This is a genomic window from Candidatus Saccharibacteria bacterium oral taxon 488 (assembly GCA_010202465.1).
GTDB lineage: Bacteria > Patescibacteriota > Saccharimonadia > Saccharimonadales > Saccharimonadaceae > Nanosynbacter.
In genome coordinates, this window is sequence record CP047919.1 from 573,349 (window position 1) to 589,451 (window position 16,103).

General features: G+C 51.2%; 18 protein-coding genes and 1 pseudogene. 1 reads left to right on the forward strand and 18 read right to left on the reverse strand.

Annotated elements, in window-relative coordinates; genetic code table 11:
* Positions 1-286: 286 nt before the first annotated feature.
* The 15 genes and pseudogenes from GWK76_03125 to uvrB all read right to left on the reverse strand — a co-directional run bounded on the left by GWK76_03125 (position 287) and on the right by uvrB (position 12,654).
* On the reverse strand, positions 287-697 hold the full coding sequence (locus GWK76_03125) for a hypothetical protein (GenBank protein QHU92288.1): 411 nt from the start codon (positions 695-697) through the stop codon (positions 287-289).
* Between the two features lie 24 nt (positions 698-721).
* Positions 722-832, reverse strand: coding sequence for a hypothetical protein (locus GWK76_03130; GenBank protein ID QHU92289.1), 111 nt, complete (start codon positions 830-832; stop codon positions 722-724).
* On the reverse strand, positions 813-1,334 hold the full coding sequence (locus tag GWK76_03135) for a hypothetical protein (GenBank protein QHU92568.1): 522 nt from the start codon (positions 1,332-1,334) through the stop codon (positions 813-815). Before GWK76_03135 ends, GWK76_03130 begins: the two co-directional genes overlap by 20 nt.
* Positions 1,259-1,819 (reverse strand): hypothetical protein, encoded by a 561-nt coding sequence (locus tag GWK76_03140; GenBank protein QHU92290.1) that lies wholly within the window; start codon positions 1,817-1,819, stop codon positions 1,259-1,261. The genes GWK76_03135 and GWK76_03140 overlap by 76 nt, the downstream gene beginning before the upstream one ends.
* Positions 1,813-2,490: a PHP domain-containing protein gene (locus GWK76_03145; protein QHU92291.1), complete on the reverse strand. Its 678-nt coding sequence runs from the start codon at positions 2,488-2,490 to the stop codon at positions 1,813-1,815. Before GWK76_03145 ends, GWK76_03140 begins: the two co-directional genes overlap by 7 nt.
* A gap of 81 nt (positions 2,491-2,571) precedes the next feature.
* Positions 2,572-2,889 (reverse strand): hypothetical protein, encoded by a 318-nt coding sequence (locus GWK76_03150; GenBank protein ID QHU92292.1) that lies wholly within the window; start codon positions 2,887-2,889, stop codon positions 2,572-2,574.
* On the reverse strand, positions 2,876-3,784 hold the full coding sequence (locus GWK76_03155; GenBank protein ID QHU92293.1) for an NTP transferase domain-containing protein: 909 nt from the start codon (positions 3,782-3,784) through the stop codon (positions 2,876-2,878). Before GWK76_03155 ends, GWK76_03150 begins: the two co-directional genes overlap by 14 nt.
* A 58-nt stretch (positions 3,785-3,842) precedes the next feature.
* Positions 3,843-4,352 (reverse strand): NUDIX domain-containing protein, encoded by a 510-nt coding sequence (locus tag GWK76_03160; protein ID QHU92294.1) that lies wholly within the window; start codon positions 4,350-4,352, stop codon positions 3,843-3,845.
* Between the two features lies 1 nt (position 4,353).
* A pseudogene (gene gatB, locus GWK76_03165) lies at positions 4,354-5,855 on the reverse strand (Asp-tRNA(Asn)/Glu-tRNA(Gln) amidotransferase subunit GatB).
* Entirely contained in the window at positions 5,852-6,271 is a 420-nt protein-coding gene (locus GWK76_03170; protein ID QHU92295.1) for a hypothetical protein, read from the reverse strand. Before GWK76_03170 ends, gatB begins: the two are co-directional and overlap by 4 nt.
* Positions 6,271-7,641, reverse strand: coding sequence for an Asp-tRNA(Asn)/Glu-tRNA(Gln) amidotransferase subunit GatA (gatA, locus tag GWK76_03175; GenBank protein QHU92296.1), 1,371 nt, complete (start codon positions 7,639-7,641; stop codon positions 6,271-6,273). The genes GWK76_03170 and gatA overlap by 1 nt, the downstream gene beginning before the upstream one ends.
* On the reverse strand, positions 7,641-7,928 hold the full coding sequence (gatC, locus tag GWK76_03180) for an Asp-tRNA(Asn)/Glu-tRNA(Gln) amidotransferase subunit GatC (protein QHU92297.1): 288 nt from the start codon (positions 7,926-7,928) through the stop codon (positions 7,641-7,643). Before gatC ends, gatA begins: the two co-directional genes overlap by 1 nt.
* Positions 7,929-7,960: 32 nt before the next feature.
* Positions 7,961-9,814: a hypothetical protein gene (locus GWK76_03185; protein QHU92298.1), complete on the reverse strand. Its 1,854-nt coding sequence runs from the start codon at positions 9,812-9,814 to the stop codon at positions 7,961-7,963.
* A complete protein-coding gene (locus GWK76_03190; protein QHU92299.1) occupies positions 9,807-10,652 on the reverse strand; it encodes a hypothetical protein in 846 nt (281 codons plus the stop codon). The genes GWK76_03185 and GWK76_03190 overlap by 8 nt, the downstream gene beginning before the upstream one ends.
* Before the next feature lie 31 nt (positions 10,653-10,683).
* Positions 10,684-12,654 (reverse strand): excinuclease ABC subunit UvrB, encoded by a 1,971-nt coding sequence (gene uvrB / locus GWK76_03195; GenBank protein ID QHU92300.1) that lies wholly within the window; start codon positions 12,652-12,654, stop codon positions 10,684-10,686.
* Positions 12,655-12,743: 89 nt separating this feature from the next.
* Between uvrB and GWK76_03200 the strand changes: the two genes are divergently transcribed.
* The gene (locus tag GWK76_03200) at positions 12,744-13,430 is read left to right on the forward strand and encodes a TIGR00730 family Rossman fold protein (GenBank protein ID QHU92301.1); all 687 of its coding nucleotides are present in this window, start codon (positions 12,744-12,746) and stop codon (positions 13,428-13,430) included.
* Between the two features lie 17 nt (positions 13,431-13,447).
* Here GWK76_03200 and GWK76_03205 read toward each other — a convergent pair whose 3' ends face one another.
* From GWK76_03205 to GWK76_03215, 3 genes are read right to left on the reverse strand one after another with little or no spacing between them, the layout of a single operon-like run.
* Positions 13,448-14,089, reverse strand: coding sequence for a hypothetical protein (locus GWK76_03205; GenBank protein QHU92302.1), 642 nt, complete (start codon positions 14,087-14,089; stop codon positions 13,448-13,450).
* Positions 14,089-15,051, reverse strand: coding sequence for a hypothetical protein (locus tag GWK76_03210; GenBank protein QHU92303.1), 963 nt, complete (start codon positions 15,049-15,051; stop codon positions 14,089-14,091). The genes GWK76_03205 and GWK76_03210 overlap by 1 nt, the downstream gene beginning before the upstream one ends.
* Complete coding sequence (locus GWK76_03215) at positions 15,051-15,962, reverse strand: class II fructose-bisphosphate aldolase (GenBank protein QHU92304.1); 912 nt, start codon at positions 15,960-15,962, stop codon at positions 15,051-15,053. Before GWK76_03215 ends, GWK76_03210 begins: the two co-directional genes overlap by 1 nt.
* Between the last annotated feature and the right edge of the window lie 141 nt (positions 15,963-16,103).

Here is a 16,103-nt window from a genome sequence, read left to right on the forward strand (position 1 = left end):
GCTTACACTCGGTCATCTCGATGGCCAGGCGCTCGGTGTCGTCCTGATCACTGGTCATCACGCCGCCATGAAAGCGTCAGGGTAATGCGCCTTGAGATACGCCGTCCAATAGGCGATCAAGCCATAACACGCCGCGTGACTCTTATTGAAACAGTAGTTAGCAAATTCTTCCAATGCATCCCAAAACTGCTCAGCGATTTCCTTAGTCGCACCACCAACCTTGACCGCGCCTTCGACAAACTCTGGCTTGACCTTTTCATCAGGTCATTTTCTTTTACCGACTGCCTTACGCAGGGTGTCGGCTTGGCCACCGGTAAAGCCACACCACTCTTTGGAAATCTGCATAAACTGCTCCTGATAGACCAAGATGCCGTACGTATTCTTCAGCGAGTTTTCCATACCGGGGTGCAAGTAGGTGATTTCTTCTTCGCCGTGCTTGCGCTTGATGAATGAGTCGATAAACTGCATCGGCCCGGGCGTACAACGCCACCATGGCGATGATGTCTTCAAAGACACTCGGCTTGAGATCGCGCAGGTACCGCTTCATGCCAGCCGATTCCAACTGGAACACGCCAGTGGTGTCGCCGCGCTGGAATAATTTGTAGGTTTCTTCATCATCCAGCGGCAGTGTTGATAAATCAATATCCGTTTTGTAGACTTTACGAATAATACGCAGGGCGTTGTTGATGATGGACAAGTTAGACAGACCAAAAGTCCATCTTCAGCAGCCCAAGCTCTTCCACCGGGCCCATCGGATACTGCGTTGCCACCACGCCTTTTGCGCCATCTCGAGCGGCACGTATTTCACCAAATCATCCGGCGCAATCACCACGCCGGCGGCATGCACACCGTGCGAACGAATCGTCCTTCCAGCTGCGACGCAAAGTCATAAACCGTTTTGGCAGTCGGGTTGGTTTCGTATTCTTTTTAAGGTCAGGATCTTCCTCGAGCGACTTTTTGATAGGCACATGCCGGCCCTGAACGGGCGGTGGAATGAGCTTGGCCAGCCGGTCCGACTCGCCATATGGTACCTGCAGCACCCGCGCCACGTCACGCACCGAAGCACGCGCCGCCATGGTACCAAAGGTACAGATGTTAGCCACTCGTTCTGGGCCATATTTCTTGGCACAATATTCAATCACCTCACCGCGGCGGGTGTCTTGAATGTCGATATCGATGTCGGGCATGGAAATACGATCCGGGTTAAGGAAGCGCTCAAACAGCAGGTCATAATGCAGCGGATCAAGGTCGGTGATGTTTAGAGCATAGGCGATGATAGAGCCAGCTGCTGAGCCACGCCCGGGCCAAAAATAATTCCTTGAGATTTGCCCCAGTTGATAAAGTCCTGGACGATCAAAAAGTAGCCGTTATAGCCCATGTTGTCGAGCACGCCGAATTCCATATCTAGTCGCTCTAGCTGCGCCTCTGATAACTTGGCTCGCAGCTGATCATTTGGCAGCTTCTTTGCATCCTCCAGCTTCATACCAGCATACCGTGCTGCCATACCGCTATACACTAGGTGATCCAGATATTCTTTCTCGGACTCACCGTTTGGCGTTGGGAATTTCGGGATGAGAATATCACCAAGTTTAATTTCTACGTCGCACCGATCGGCGATGGCTTTGGTATTGGCAATTGCCTGCGGATTGGTGGTTTGCCACCGCGAAATGATGTCTTCTGGTGTGGTCAAATGCAGCTCAAAGTCCTTCAAGCTCATCCGCTTTTCATCACTCAAATATGCGCCGGTACCAACGCATAGCAGAATCTCATGTGCCTCTTGGTCTTCGTGATTGAGGTAATGGCCGTCGCTGGTCACCACACAGGAATGTCTAGTTCCTCGCTGATGCGCTCGATGTAATCATTGACTTTTTTCTGCTCCGGCCAGTGACTGCGCGCCTCGGGATGACCGTGATCTTGTAGCTCCATGTAGTAGCGATCACCAAACACCGACTTGTACCAGCCAGCGATTTCCTTGGCCTTTTCATAATCATCATTGCGCAAATTCTCACCCAGCTCACCACCGATACAACCAGACATACAGATGATGCCTTCGTTGTATTGCTCCAGTAGCTCGTGGTCAATGCGCGGCTTGTAATAGACACCTTCGAGGTTAGCGATGGTGCTGAGCTGCATCAGATTTTGATAGCCCTTGTGATTCATGGCCAGTAGCGTCAGGTGATAGCGTGCCTTGTCCTTAGCTGGGTCGCGGTCATGACGAGTGCGGGCTGCCACATAGGTTTCGATACCGATGATTGGCTTGATACCAACATTCTTGGCTGCTTTATAAAACTCAATCGCGCCCGACATCGTGCCGTGGTCAGTAATGGCACAGGCCTCCATACCCAGCTCCTTCACCCGCGCCACCATGTCAGGAATTTTAGTCAGCCCATCCAGAAGCGAATGGTGGGTGTGATTGTGTAGGTGTACGTAATCAGACGGCTGCAACGCGGCCGCGGCTTGGACTGAAGCTGTCGTATGTTTGGTAGCCATTATCTATCACGCCTCCTTGGGCGCCACCTCCTCTTTCTCCACCAAGTATAGCATGTTAGCGCCGGCGCTGCATGGTATCAATCAACTGATTGAGAAAATCCGCCAGCGCTGGAAAGACGTCGGCAAACCGCCCAGCAGCCAAGCCGACACCATGATCAACACCGTCACACCCACGAGGCTACCCATGCCAAAGAAAAAGCCGCGCCAAAAGTTTATCCAATAGATTTGCCGCCGCGATCGATGAAAATCAAAAAACAAGTCTTCAATCATTGCTTGCCGAGCGCCGTTTTCATTGTCACGCTTGATGCGATGAATGGCTCGGCGGGCTACCGAGGGACGTGGGTCGGCGGCCTTCTTGTCCTCATGGCCACTTTCTCTTGACGATTTAGTTGGCGCCATTTTCCTCAAGCCGCTTGACTAGATATTCACGAAGGCTCGCACCAAGCTTCGGATCACGCATGCCAAAATCGATCACTGTCTTGAGATACTCTAGCTTGTCGCCAGTGTCATAGTACATGCCATTGGTAATTTCCACGCCATAAAAACTATGGCCGTCATCAATCATACTCTGCATAATCGGCTGCACTGTAAATTCGCCGTGACCATCAAACGCATGTTTGGCCTTATCGAGATAGGTAAAGAACTCGCCCGGCAGCAGATAGCTACTGACACTCGCGAGATCGGATGGGGCATTAGCTTTGCCTGGTTTTTCAACAATGTTCGTCATCTTGATCACACCGTCAGCAACCTGCTCACCGTTAACCACGCCGTAGCGATCAAATTCAGCATCATCAATAATCTTCTTGCACGATAGCACCGCGCCGTCTAATTTTTGCGCCGCAGTGATCATCTGGCGAAATCGGCTAGGGCTAGCAGCGATAAAGTCATCCGCAAACGTATAAATAACCGGCTCATCACCATTGATCAAATGTGCGGCGCAGGTCAACGGCGTGGCATTGCCGTACGGGCCTTTCTGGCGGATATAGACAAAGTTAGCCATTTCTGACAAATTATTCACGATGTCAATCAGTGGCTGCTTCTTGGCGCCGCCCGCCCGCAGATTGACTAGCAGCTCCTCGTTCGGCCTGTCAAAATGATCCTCAATTGCTCGTTTGTTGGCGCTACCGATGATAATGATATCTTTGATGCCGGCCTCGACTAATTCCTCGACGACGTATTGGATAATCGGCTTGTCGATCAGCGGCATCATTTCTTTTGGCATGGCCTTGGTCTGCGGCAAGAACCGCGTACCGAAGCCGGCGGCAGCGATGATAGCCTTGGTTGGTTTTTTCATGATAGTTCCTCCTGTCGTAGGTTATCTAAATAATCAAACAAAAGCGCGAATGGCCCTGTCACACATAAATTACCCGCCGAGCGATAGCAAACAACTCTGCCGCTGAAACAAACCGTAGTTCAGCGCCCTGGCTACTTTCAGCTTCATCAAGGTGAATTGTATCCTCATTGTACACGCAATCAGTCGCCAAGTACACTGCAATCTTGATGTTAATGTACGGGCCCTCATAACATTCACCAATATATTCAAAGTGCCCCGGTGTACAACCAGTCTCTTCCACTAGCTCACGCCGCGCCACTGTTTCTACTGATTCGCCCGGCTCCCCGTCACCACCGGGAAAATCATAGAGCCACCTCTCTGGGCCAGCTCGAAACTGATAGGTCATAGCGATCTTGTTATCCGTCGTCACTGCCACCACCAACACTGACACTAACTCCTCAGAAAAGAAGGTTGTAAACTCATGCTGCTCACCATCCTCTGTTTGATACCGCTTGATGACGGCCGAACACTTGAACGCCTCGCCGACTGTTTGCGTGGTGGTTGGTTGAATACGTGTGAATGTTTTCATGCTATAGCCGCTCCCGAATTAGTTTTTGTGCCAAGCTTGGATTGGCCTGACCCTTAGAACGCTTCATGACTTGACCGACGAGATAGCCGATGGCTTTGTCTTTGCCCGAGCGAATATCAGCGATGGATGCCACCGAGGCTGGGTCATTCAATACTTCGTCAACGATGGCTGCGATCACCCCTCGTCAGACACCTGCAGCAAGTTCTTGATTTGAGCAATCTCACGCGGCCCCTGTTTGAGATATTGTCGGTCGAATAGACTAAGGAAAATCTCTTTGCCACCAGTTGAACTGACCTCGTCATCCTCAACAAGCAGTGATAACTCCGTCAACCGACGCGGCCCAACATGACCCTCATTGATGAGATCCATATCAATTAGATCCTCCGGCGTCGAGGCAAACCAGTTAAAGATCCGCTTGACCAGCCGCTGATATTTTATCTTGTCAACTCCTAGCTCATCAAGGACAGCCTGCTCGTTATGTACCGTCAGCGTCTTGATAGCATCAAGCAATATCGCGAGCGGCTGATGGCCGAGTATCGTCGTAATCACCGAATGATCCAACCCCAGATCAGCCCAACGCTCTCGGCACTCGCCCGGCATCAGTGGCATATGTTCCTGCATACTAGCGATTTCCTCGTCAGTCAACACAATCGGCGGAATGTCCGGATCAGGCATGTAGCGGTAATCCTGCGCGTCCTCTTTCGAGCGCTGTGGAGTGGTGACTTGCTTGTCATCACTCCAGCCGCGGGTTTCCTGAGCTACCTGTTCACCACGCTCCAATAGGTCAACTTGGCGCTTGAACTCGTACTCAGCGGCACGCTCCACGCTACGGAAAGAGTTGAGGTTTTTGACTTCGGCGCGCTTGCCGAGTTCGGTCGCTCCTTTCTTGGCCACCGAAATATTGACATCAAACCGCATATTGCCGTGATACAAATCACCGTGCGTCACACCTGCGTAGACCATCAATTTGTGCAACTCCGAAGCGTACGCTTTGGCCTCCTCGGCAGAATGAATATCCGGTTCAGAAACGATTTCAATCAGCGGCGTACCAGCGCGGTTGAGGTCGACCAACGAGTACCCGTCGTGGTGCGTCAATTTGCCAGCATCCTCTTCCATGTGCGCGTGATGAATTCGCACTCGTTTGAGCGAACCGTCTTCTAGTGGCGCGTCAACATAGCCAGCCAAGATGATCGGCTGGTACATCTGCGAGGTTTGATAGCCCTTTGGCAGGTCAGGGTAGAAATAATGCTTGCGATCAAACCGGCTAACGCGGGCAATCGGCGCATTCAACGCCTTGCCAGCACGCACCGCCAGCTCGACAGCGTGTTTATTCAGCACCGGCAGCATTCCTGGCAGGCCAAAGTCAATCTCGTGCGTTTTTTCGTTCGGCTCAGCGTCGCGAGCGTCGTTATCAGCCGGGCTAAACAGCTTAGTTTTGGTCGCCAGCTGGACGTGGCACTCGATACCAATGGTCATTTCATATTCATCATATACACTCATCATAACGCTCCCAAATCTTTTAATGCTTGCTCAAATGCGGCCATTGCCCGCTTGAATGTCTGGGTGGTGATGGTGACTCGACTTTCGTGGGCAATTTGATTACGCAGTTTATGTGCCGACCAAATCGCGTCCTCATGTGTCCACAGACCACGCCGCGCCTTGAGTCGTTCACCCATCGTCGTGCCGCTAACGCCATATTCGCGCATCGCCCGGTCGAGCAGCTTGTCAGCTTTGATAATCGCCATTTGCAGACTGTCGGGGTTGTTTGTATCAGCCACACGCTGCACCGCCTGCCAGACTCTTCGGTATAGTTCCCGGTCGAGCTTCTCTGTTCGCTTCGACGTCAACTGAATAAACAGCATCAATAGGCCACCAATCACCAGCGCCGCTACCACTAGCGCGATCAACAATCCATCCATCAGATGACCCCCACTTCCGCCGCCAGTTTCAGCAGGCTTCCGTCCGAACGGTAATTACCAACTAGCTGCACGCCGATCGGTAATCCTTCGTCATTATTTCCAGCTGGCACAGAAATTGCTGGCAGTCCGGCCAGACTGGCCGGCACGGTCATGATATCAGACAGATACATCTTGATCGGATCACTAGTGTTCTCGCCAAGCTTGAATGCCGGCGTTGGTGCCGTCGGCGTCAGCAGCGCATCGTACTCAGTAAACAATTCCTTGAACTCGTTGATGAGCAGCGTGCGCGCTTTTTGCGCCTGCATATAATAAGCGTCAAAAAAGCCGCTCGACAACACGAAGCTACCGATCATAATCCGCCGCTTATTCTCCGTCATAAAACCTTCGTTACGGCTGCGGCCGTACAATTCCGCCAGCGTTTTTACCTCGGCCGCTCGGTGACCATAACGCACGCCATCATAGCGCGCTAGATTTGACGACAACTCTGCCGGCACAATAATATAGTACATCGCCAGCGAATATTGCATCATACTCAGACCTACTTCTTCAATTTCATAGCCCAGCTGTTTTAATTTTTCAGCATAATCAAGAGTTTTCTGGCGAACTGCCGCGTCCACATCGTCAGTCATACATTGCTTAACCAAGCCAATCTTTTTCTTTCTAAAGCCTGGCTGGTTCCGCCAAAAGTCAGGCAGCGTCGTCGTATCCTTGTCGTCGCGGCCCGCCATAATTTCCATCACCACATTAGCGTCATCAGCGTTCGTGGCGAAACAACCAATGGTGTCCGTACTCGAGGCCATGGCTACCACACCGTAACGGCTGACTGCGCCGTAGGTTGGCTTGACACCGACCACACCGTTAAAACTGGCTGGCTGGCGAATTGACCCGCCAGTGTCGGTACCCAACGCAAACGGCACCACATCAAGCGCCGTCACCACCGCCGAGCCGCCTGACGAACCGCCGGCTACCCGAGTTTTATCCGTAGCGTTTTTGGTCGGACCAAAGGCTGAATTTTCCGTCGAACCGCCGTGAGCAAAGGCATCCAAGTTCGCCTTGCCGATGCAAATTGCGCCTTCAGCCTCTAGTTTTTCAACGGCCGTGGCCTGCAATGGTGCGTTAAAATTCTCGAGCATCTTCGAGGCAGCAGTCGTCGGCGCTCCAAAGGCCAAGAAATTGTCTTTCACCACAAACGGCACACCAGCCAGCCGGCCAGAAATCTCACCCTTATCCACCAGTTCGGCACGCTCCAGCGCCCGCTCTTCCGCTAAACTGAGTAGTGCATGGTATTCTTCAATGTCGCGCGCCCGCCGCAGTGTTTCTTTAACATTTTCGACCGCACTTTTTCCGGCAAAATCACTAATCTGGCTCATCACAGCACCTGCGGCACTTTCACTTGATTGTTCTGCTTTTCAGGCGCCAGCTCAAGCAACTCGTCTCGAGAAATCCCTGACTGGACCTCATCTTCGCGCCAGACATTCGCCAGCCCCGTTACTTGATAGGTCGGCTCTACGCCAGCTGTGTCAAGCTTACTCAGCTGCTCAATGTAGCTAATTATGTTTTCCAAATCCTGGCGCAGTCCATCAACTTCATCATCGGCTAATGCCAGACTACTCAAACTCGCCAGGTGCTGAATGTCACTGGTAGAAATAGTTGTCATGCAGTTTATTATAGCACTGTCTCGAGGAAAATCTAATAACTTAGCAGTCGCGGCGAATGGAGCGTCACCATCTGTGGTAGGCCATATCTACTGATCCCAGAACCAAGCGATAACCCACCGCGGTTCCAGCCGATAGCTGCCGCCGTTGCTGCATCGGTTGCCGCATTTGGTGCGTCTGGTCGTTCAATATAACTAATCTTGTTGGCACCACGATCTGCCACATATACTCGACCATCCGGGCCACGTAAAACTTGTCCGCCGCCATCGCCACCAAAGCCAGGACCCATCCAGCTAGGTTGATTCGGCACTGACGAGTTTGGTAGAGAGTCGGCAACCGCACAGTCCCTGAAATGCTCACAGCTAGTGAAGCCGATGAATCGCTCGCTCGCTTTAATAGTGCTACTATTACGACTTGTTATATCATAGCGGAATAATTCACCAATATACAACTTCGAGACGTAGACGTGGTCACCATTTGGCGAGAAATCAGCAGCATATCCTAAGCTACTGTCAAGTGGGTTGTTGTTATGCACGCCAACTGACCAGTGAGCTATTGGTGTCATATTGGTATCAGCCCCAGATATATCAAATACGTGTAATACTCCAGCGTTACCATTACGATTTGGACAGGCACTACCACCCATAAACACTAACATTTTGGTAGCCTCGTTGTTAAAGTTAATCGAGCCGAATCCCGTTCGTGAAGGGCTTGATGGATTTGGTTGCACGATACACGGCTGAGCCGGGCCAGACGGTACATTATACACTGCTGCATTTGGCGTCTGAATAGTTGCTCCGTTGTCAGTCGAGAAAATATTGAAGGCATAGACTTGATTCGGTGAACCCGGCCGATAGGTATACACCACCGCACCATTTCCCGCATTATTCGGCACGGCATTCATCGCCTCGCCAGAATAGTTGCGCGAAAAACTGCCCGCCATGCCAATAGACATGTTCTTTTTCGTCACTCGTCCGAGTGGATCATTGGTAAAATCAACGACGTGGTAGTATAGCGTGCCGAATTTTGCCCGCTCACGACCATTTGCCGAGTTTGATACTACGAGATATTTAGACTCTTCCTTATTGATCGGGAAAGCAACCACCGCCTGCGTACCAGTACGCGAACCGCATAATCCCTGTGGTGATTCACTATAGTATGCTGTTTGACCATCGTCACATGTTGGATTGCCATCGGGAGCCGAGCTATCAACCTGCATAATATTCCGTGCCGAGTTCCAGATACGAAGTCCGTCAGAGTAGAATTTCAAATTACCATTACGATCGGAAATCGTCGTTAGACCCTCATGGGATGGGCCACTTGAGTGTGTTGGATGAGGGTGTGGAGTCGGTTTATTTGACCCGCCCACACCGAAATCGAGACAGACTGACCCGCCGATACACCACCAGCGCTTACTGGCGCGCGTTCCCTTAAAATCAACTTCCGGGATAGCTTGCTGGCGTGAATTGTAAATATAGGTTTTATACGGGCGGCCATCAGATTTTCGAATCAACTCAAGGTAACCCTTGACATCAGCACGCCGCGGGTTAGTTGTTGAGGTGTATTCACCAATAAAATACGAACGTAATTTGTCATTACGAAATACGTCAATCGCCGTACCATTGCCGCGGCAATCGGTACCTGGACGCACGCCCGAGGCAATGGCGCTGTCATGACCACGACTGATACATTCATTCATCCGCACCACGCCGGCCTCAGCCGCTTCACGCGCCAGCTGATTATAATACTGCTCCATCAAGGCATTAGCTGCTGCCGACGCCAGCTGGAGACCAGCTAGCAAGATCAGCAGCAGCATAATGCTCGCCACAAGGACGGTCGGCAACACAAACCCACCGTCCTTATCCCACCCAGATGTCTTATTAGTCACATCCGACTCCGTATTTATCGCACATCGTCGAACGAACATTGCGCTGTACATTGGTTTTAGTGTATGTGGACCCAGTATCGTGCACCTGAACGGCTACCGTGATAGCTCCAGCAATCAGCACCACCCCTGTTGCGCCCAACAGGATCAGAGACATCGTCTTAGATGTGTTGCGGCCAGAGATAATCCCCTTAAGCATCCACAGCGTCGCACCGATTACTCCTAGCCCTAGGAGATATGGTACAAACTCACCGAGATACAGCGCGCCATACACTGTACCAGCGTCACCAGCGCCGACAAATAGTAGCGAGCTGATGAGGACTGTTACTAACTTTGCCGTCAGTACAATTGCTGGAATTACCAAAGCACCAAATGCACCATATGTTACTACTTTATACGCCGTACTACTGGTGTAGCTGTCACGATCTGGAATAGCCCGTGAGACGCGACCAAATGTGATGAGCGCAACGATTGCAAACAGTGTTGCCAATACACCCGCCATCACTATACCCGTTCCCGGCGTTACCATGTTTATCGATAATATATCGGCCAGCCAACCGCCAATCGAAGTTATCGTCGTTGTCGTTGCACCATTAACCTTTGCCCAAGCAGTAAACAACGACCCCAGTACTTGCGCAAACAATACCGCCGATACGACCGTCGATACCATTGCTAGTAAATACTCAAATGTCAGCCATTTTGCCTTACCGCGATCCGGATCGGTAGCAGCCTGGGGATAGTACGCTGTCGGTTGTGGAGCATATTGTGGAACTGGTGGAGCGCCCGTGTCCTGTACCGGCTGCACCATCTCTGGTGTTGATGCTGTTTTCTTTTGTGTCATAATTATTACCTCCGCTTATGCTAACCTCATTCTACATGGTCTGGCGAATTTCTGCAATCAAATCGCGCAGCTGAGCGGCTTTTTCAAACTCCAGATTAGCACTATGGAGTTCCATTTGACCAGTCAGCTCCTTGACCAGCGTTGGATATTCGTCCTTTGGAATCTTCTTCAAATCAAGCTTCGGCTTTTTGTCCGATTCTTTTTGCGGGATGATGGAGCGCAGGCCATCGTCAATCTTCTTCTGGATGGTTTGCGGCGTGATGCCGTGCGCTTCGTTATATTGCTGCTGAATGTGCCGCCGACGATTGGTCTCATCAATCGCTCGGCGCATGCTGTCAGTTACGTTATCGCCATACATCAGCACCCGCCCGTCCACGTGCCGCGCCGCCCGGCCAATCGTCTGAATCAGTGCCTGTTCACTACGCAAGAAACCTTCTTTATCGGCGTCCATAATCGCCACCAGGCTGACTTCTGGCAGATCCAACCCCTCGCGCAGCAGATTGATACCAACCAAGACATCGTACGTCCCCAGTCGCAGATCTTTCAAGATATCGCCGCGTTCCAGTGTGTCAATCTCACTGTGTAGATACGCCGTTTTCACGCCATTGTCGGTCAAATAAGCGCTTAAGTCCTCGGCCATGCGCTTGGTCAAGGTGGTCACCAATACGCGATGGCCCTTGGCGATAGTCTGGCGAATCTCCTCCATCAAATCATCAACCTGCCCCTCAGTCGGCCGCACCTCAATTGGCGGATCAAGCAACCCGGTCGGCCGAATCAACTGCTCAGCCGGCTTTGGCGAATGAGCAATTTCATAGTCGCCCGGCGTAGCCGACACATAAATCGCCTGATGAATATGCTGATCAAACTCATCAAACCTCAGCGGACGGTTATCTAACGCACTCGGCAGACGAAACCCGTGCTCCACCAACACTTCCTTACGCGCCCGATCGCCGTTATACATACCGCGGACTTGGGGCAAGGTCATATGTGACTCATCGACCAGCAGCAGCCAATCGTCCGGAAAATAATCAATCAAGGTCGCTGGTTGCTCGCCCGGCTCGCGGTCAGTCAAATAGCGCGAATAATTCTCAATGCCTTTGACAAAACCAGTTTCTTTGAGCATCTCCAGGTCATATTTGGTGCGTTGACTGAGGCGCTGTGCCTCCAGTAACTTATCGTGTGATTCAAACCACTTCAGCCGCTCGTCAAACTCCTTTTCGATGCCAATGATGGCTTTTTCAATTCGTTCACGCGGCGTCGAATAGTGACTAGACGGGAAAATCGTCAGTTGCTTTGGCTGATCCAAAATCTCGCCCGTCAGCGGATCAATTCGCGTGAGTCTCTCAACTTCATCGCCAAAAAATTCCACCCGCACCGCCGTGTCCTGCCCAGCCGGGAAAATATCCACCACATCGCCGCGCACCCTGAAAGTGCCGCGTGCAAAATCAATGTCATTACGTTTATACTGAATGTCAGTTAGTAAGCGAATAAACTTATCCTGAACCCGCCGCTCGCCGACCGTCAATTGAATGGCCATGTCAGCATACGTCTCTGGCGAACCGATGCCATAAATACAGGACACGCTGGCCACAATGATCACATCGCGCCGCGTTAGCAGCGCCGACGTTGCGGCATGCCGCAGCCGATCGATTTCATCATTGATCTTCGAGTCTTTCTCAATGTAGGTATCGCTACTGGCAATGTAAGCCTCTGGCTGATAATAATCAAAATAGCTGACGAAATAATGGACTTCATTGTCTGGGAAGAACTCCTTAAACTCAGAGAATAGCTGCGCCGCCAAAGTTTTGTTGTGCGCCAGTATCAACGTCGGTACATTAGCTTGGGCAATGATATTCGCCATAGTAAACGTCTTACCCGAACCGGTCACGCCCAATAGAGTTTGCTCGCGCTCGCCCCGCTCCAAACCGTTCACCAACTGAGCAATCGCCGTCGGCTGGTCGCCGGTCGGCCGATAGTTGGAGACGAGATTAAAGGCACTCATGTCGTTACTATTGTAGCATTATTGACAAATAACAACTTTTCATGATATAGTTAACCAGTTATTAGCTATAAAACAAAAAGGGCACTTCAATGACTCCACAACATACATGTATTCCGCGCGATGTGCAGCTACAGGCGGCGATGTTCCGCCTCGGCAAGATGGAAGATGAAATTCAGAGCGGCTACGAGATCCTCCGGAAATATCAGAAAACAATAACCATCTTTGGCTCGGCGCGCACCGATCCAAATAGTGCTTATTATCACGCTGCAAAAGAAACAGCTGAACGGCTAGCCAAGCTCGGCTATGCCATCGTTTCCGGCGGCGGGCACGGCATTATGGGCGCTGCTAATGAAGGTGCCAACAAAGCCGTCCAGGAGGGTGCACGGGCTGCTGGCGGTGAGTCGATTGCCTTCAACATCCGACTGCCGCACGAACAGGAAGTCAATAAATATGCCACCGAGGTATTCGAGTTTCAGCACTTTGCGCCGCGGAAGATCGTCATGACTATGTTTGCCAATGCCTATATTTACTTCCCGGGCGGCTTCGGTACGTTGGACGAGCTGGCGGAAATATTGACGCTGATCCAGACTGAAAAAGCCAACCGTGCGCCGGTGATCTTGTTCGACACAGCGTTTTGGAGCGATTTGGATGCCTTTTTCCGCAACCATATGCTGGCCGAGGGGGCTATCGTCGAAAAAGACCTGGATATTTATACTATCACCGATAGCGTTGACGAGATCATTGAGCTGGTACAAGCAAATAAGACCTATTGCTGATCACCTATCGTGTCAATTCAGACTTTTTGGGATTTCTTCGGAGTATTTGCGTTTTGCTGGGACTTTTTATGAGGTTTTTTGCTAGCAGATTTTTTAGATTTTACAGGCGCGGCAGCTGACTTGCGGCGTTTTGGTTTAGCGTTAGCTACCGGTAGCTGGAACGGCGACGCGGACTTGACTGGCTCACTGACGGCCGAGGCAACATAGCAAATCCCGCCCTCGCAGACAACGCGCTCAACAGTCGGCGTGTGCGTGCACGGATGAGCTGAAAAACGACGGGTAATTTCATAGCCAAGCCCGCGCTTACCGGATTCGATACGGTGCTGGCCGTAGGGTAACTGATGATGATAATTTTCGACGATATCCACCGGATGAAATGAGATGATCTGTCCGTCAAAATCCATCATCACCCAGTCGCTAGCTCTCGCCCAGGCTGTCTGATCAATCCGCGGCGCAGCAGCCATTAGCGCCTGATACACTTCTCTGCCCGTCGTGTCCGCCGGATCAAGCCCAAGCGCACGGATAATTGAATGAGCCCGAGCTAAAATCTCAGTAATCAACCTCACATCGCTATCATCGCCGGCCATTCGTCTGAGCTCGCTCACGGCAATCCGTGTCTGCACTGAATCACCCAATAATTTTGTTAAGTTTCTTGACATTAAAACTCCTTTTCGCTTAGTGGCATGGCATGTAGTCGTGCACCTTGATATAAGATACCGGTCTTAGCACCGATATGATTGACGACCGAGCTTGAATTTGCGCTGGCAAATACTACTGCGTCCTTCAACTGGGCGCCATGAGCCCACTGACTCAAAAAGCCACTGGCAAATGCATCACCTGCACCAGTCCGATCAATTGCTGGCACGTCCTCGTACATCGCCGCTCTGACAATCGTTACGCCATCAGACGCCATCGAACCGTTCACACCGTCTGTCAGCAACACTACCGGTACGAGCTCTTTCGCTCGCCGCACCAGCTGTTCCAGATCATCACCCGGCACTAACTGTTGCATCTCTTCTTTATTCAGCGCCAATACCTCCACATCATCCAGCAGTCCCATTAACTTATCGCGCTGTACTAGCTCTCGCTTACCTGGATTAAAGCAAATTTTCATACCAGCTGCTCGCGCCTCACGGAACACCTTATCCAAGACCGTCATCTGACCTGCCAGCGTCGACACATATAGCCAATCAGCCTCAATATCCGCTACGGTAAAATCAGCCGCGTGATAATGCGTCGATGCACCGCGATACGTCAAGATTGTCCGTTCGCCGTTTGGTGCCAACAGCAAGACTGAGTAGCCCGTATTATATTGCTGGGAAAATTGAACATATCGCGTATCAACATTCTCGGCGTCCAGATCATCCAACACCGCCTGGCCAGCCGGATCACGGCCGACAACGCCCAAAAACATCACTTCGTGGCCCTGCCTGGCAAAGGTCACGGCGGCATTCGTCGCACCACCACCCGTCGAAAAATGGATCTGGTTGACGTCTGCCTTGGCGCCAAGTTCTAACTTAGCAAAACAACGTTCTGGGCTCTCACACACCGGTTTCAATGCGTCCGACTGACTTAAAAAAACATCTTGCACACCAGCACCAACAGTAATAATTTTTGCCACTACACCACTGCCTTTCCGGCTGAGCCAAAGGCTTGAATTTTCGCCTCAACTACTTCCTGAACAGCAGCATATACCGGTGGCATCAGTTTGACGATGGCGTATTCGTTCGGATTTTCACGCAAGGTCTTTTCCAGCGTCGTGCGGAAAGCGTAACGCATATCGGAATTGATATTAATCTTAGAAACGCCAATTTTCGCCGCATCCTTAAAATAATGCAGCGGCGTGCCTGATCCGCCATGAAGCGAAATCTGACAGTACAGCGCCTCGCGGATGCGTCCTAATAATTCCAAATCCAACACTTTCGGCACCGGATACAGCCCATGCAAATTACCAACTGCCGCCGCAAAGGTGTCAATTCCCGTTGCCTCTACGAAATCACGCGCGCCTTCTGGCGTAGAGAAAGTTTTCTTAATTTCTTCATAGTCAATCGCCTCGGTGTGGACGTTTGACGAACCCCAAAAATAATGCGGCTCGGCTTCCACCAACGCACCGGTGAACTTGGCATACTCGACAACCTCACGGGTTTTGGCAATAATCTCCTCGTCCGAGGCATCATGATTTGCCTGAGAAATATCGATATGTACAAACTCATAACCCGCGTCAATCGCCCGTTTACAGCCCTCCACTGTCGGCCCGTGATCCAGGTTCAAATACATCTCGATGCCGTATTCGGCCTTGTAATTATCCACTAAATCGCGCACATTCTCCAGCCCCATAGCCTTCACCTCAGCGTCTGACACTTCGACCAGCACCGGTGATTGGAGCTTCTGCGCCGCTCGCGCCACCGCGATCAGCGTTTCTTGATTATCAATATTAAACGCACCGACCGCAAAGTGCTGCGCCCGTGTCCGCTGCATCAAATGGCGTGCATGCGTGGTATTGCGCCGAATGTCAGAAATTGTCAGTCCCATAACCTCGCTTTATCCTCCATATTACTTATGGTTATTATAGCAGCGGTGACGGAAAATGAAAAGAGGCGAAGGGGTTTTACGATTTATTTTTGTACGGCTTTCGTCAAAATGCTGGCCTTATCTTTTGGTTCATCATGGGGT

Bases quoted from the DNA above. Each gene is read 5' to 3' on its own strand.
- GWK76_03205 (QHU92302.1), bottom strand. From the start codon at position 14,089: ATGTCAAGAAACTTAACAAAATTATTGGGTGATTCAGTGCAGACACGG.
- GWK76_03155 (QHU92293.1), bottom strand. From the start codon at position 3,784: ATGAAAAAACCAACCAAGGCTATCATCGCTGCCGCCGGCTTCGGTACG.
- gatC (QHU92297.1), bottom strand. From the start codon at position 7,928: ATGACAACTATTTCTACCAGTGACATTCAGCACCTGGCGAGTTTGAGT.
- GWK76_03160 (QHU92294.1), bottom strand. From the start codon at position 4,352: ATGAAAACATTCACACGTATTCAACCAACCACCACGCAAACAGTCGGC.
- GWK76_03190 (QHU92299.1), bottom strand. From the start codon at position 10,652: ATGACACAAAAGAAAACAGCATCAACACCAGAGATGGTGCAGCCGGTA.
- GWK76_03170 (QHU92295.1), bottom strand. From the start codon at position 6,271: ATGGATGGATTGTTGATCGCGCTAGTGGTAGCGGCGCTGGTGATTGGT.
- uvrB (QHU92300.1), bottom strand. From the start codon at position 12,654: ATGAGTGCCTTTAATCTCGTCTCCAACTATCGGCCGACCGGCGACCAG.
- gatA (QHU92296.1), bottom strand. From the start codon at position 7,641: ATGAGCCAGATTAGTGATTTTGCCGGAAAAAGTGCGGTCGAAAATGTT.
- GWK76_03150 (QHU92292.1), bottom strand. From the start codon at position 2,889: ATGGCGCCAACTAAATCGTCAAGAGAAAGTGGCCATGAGGACAAGAAG.
- GWK76_03145 (QHU92291.1), bottom strand. From the start codon at position 2,490: ATGGCTACCAAACATACGACAGCTTCAGTCCAAGCCGCGGCCGCGTTG.
- GWK76_03215 (QHU92304.1), bottom strand. From the start codon at position 15,962: ATGGGACTGACAATTTCTGACATTCGGCGCAATACCACGCATGCACGC.
- GWK76_03200 (QHU92301.1), top strand. From the start codon at position 12,744: ATGACTCCACAACATACATGTATTCCGCGCGATGTGCAGCTACAGGCG.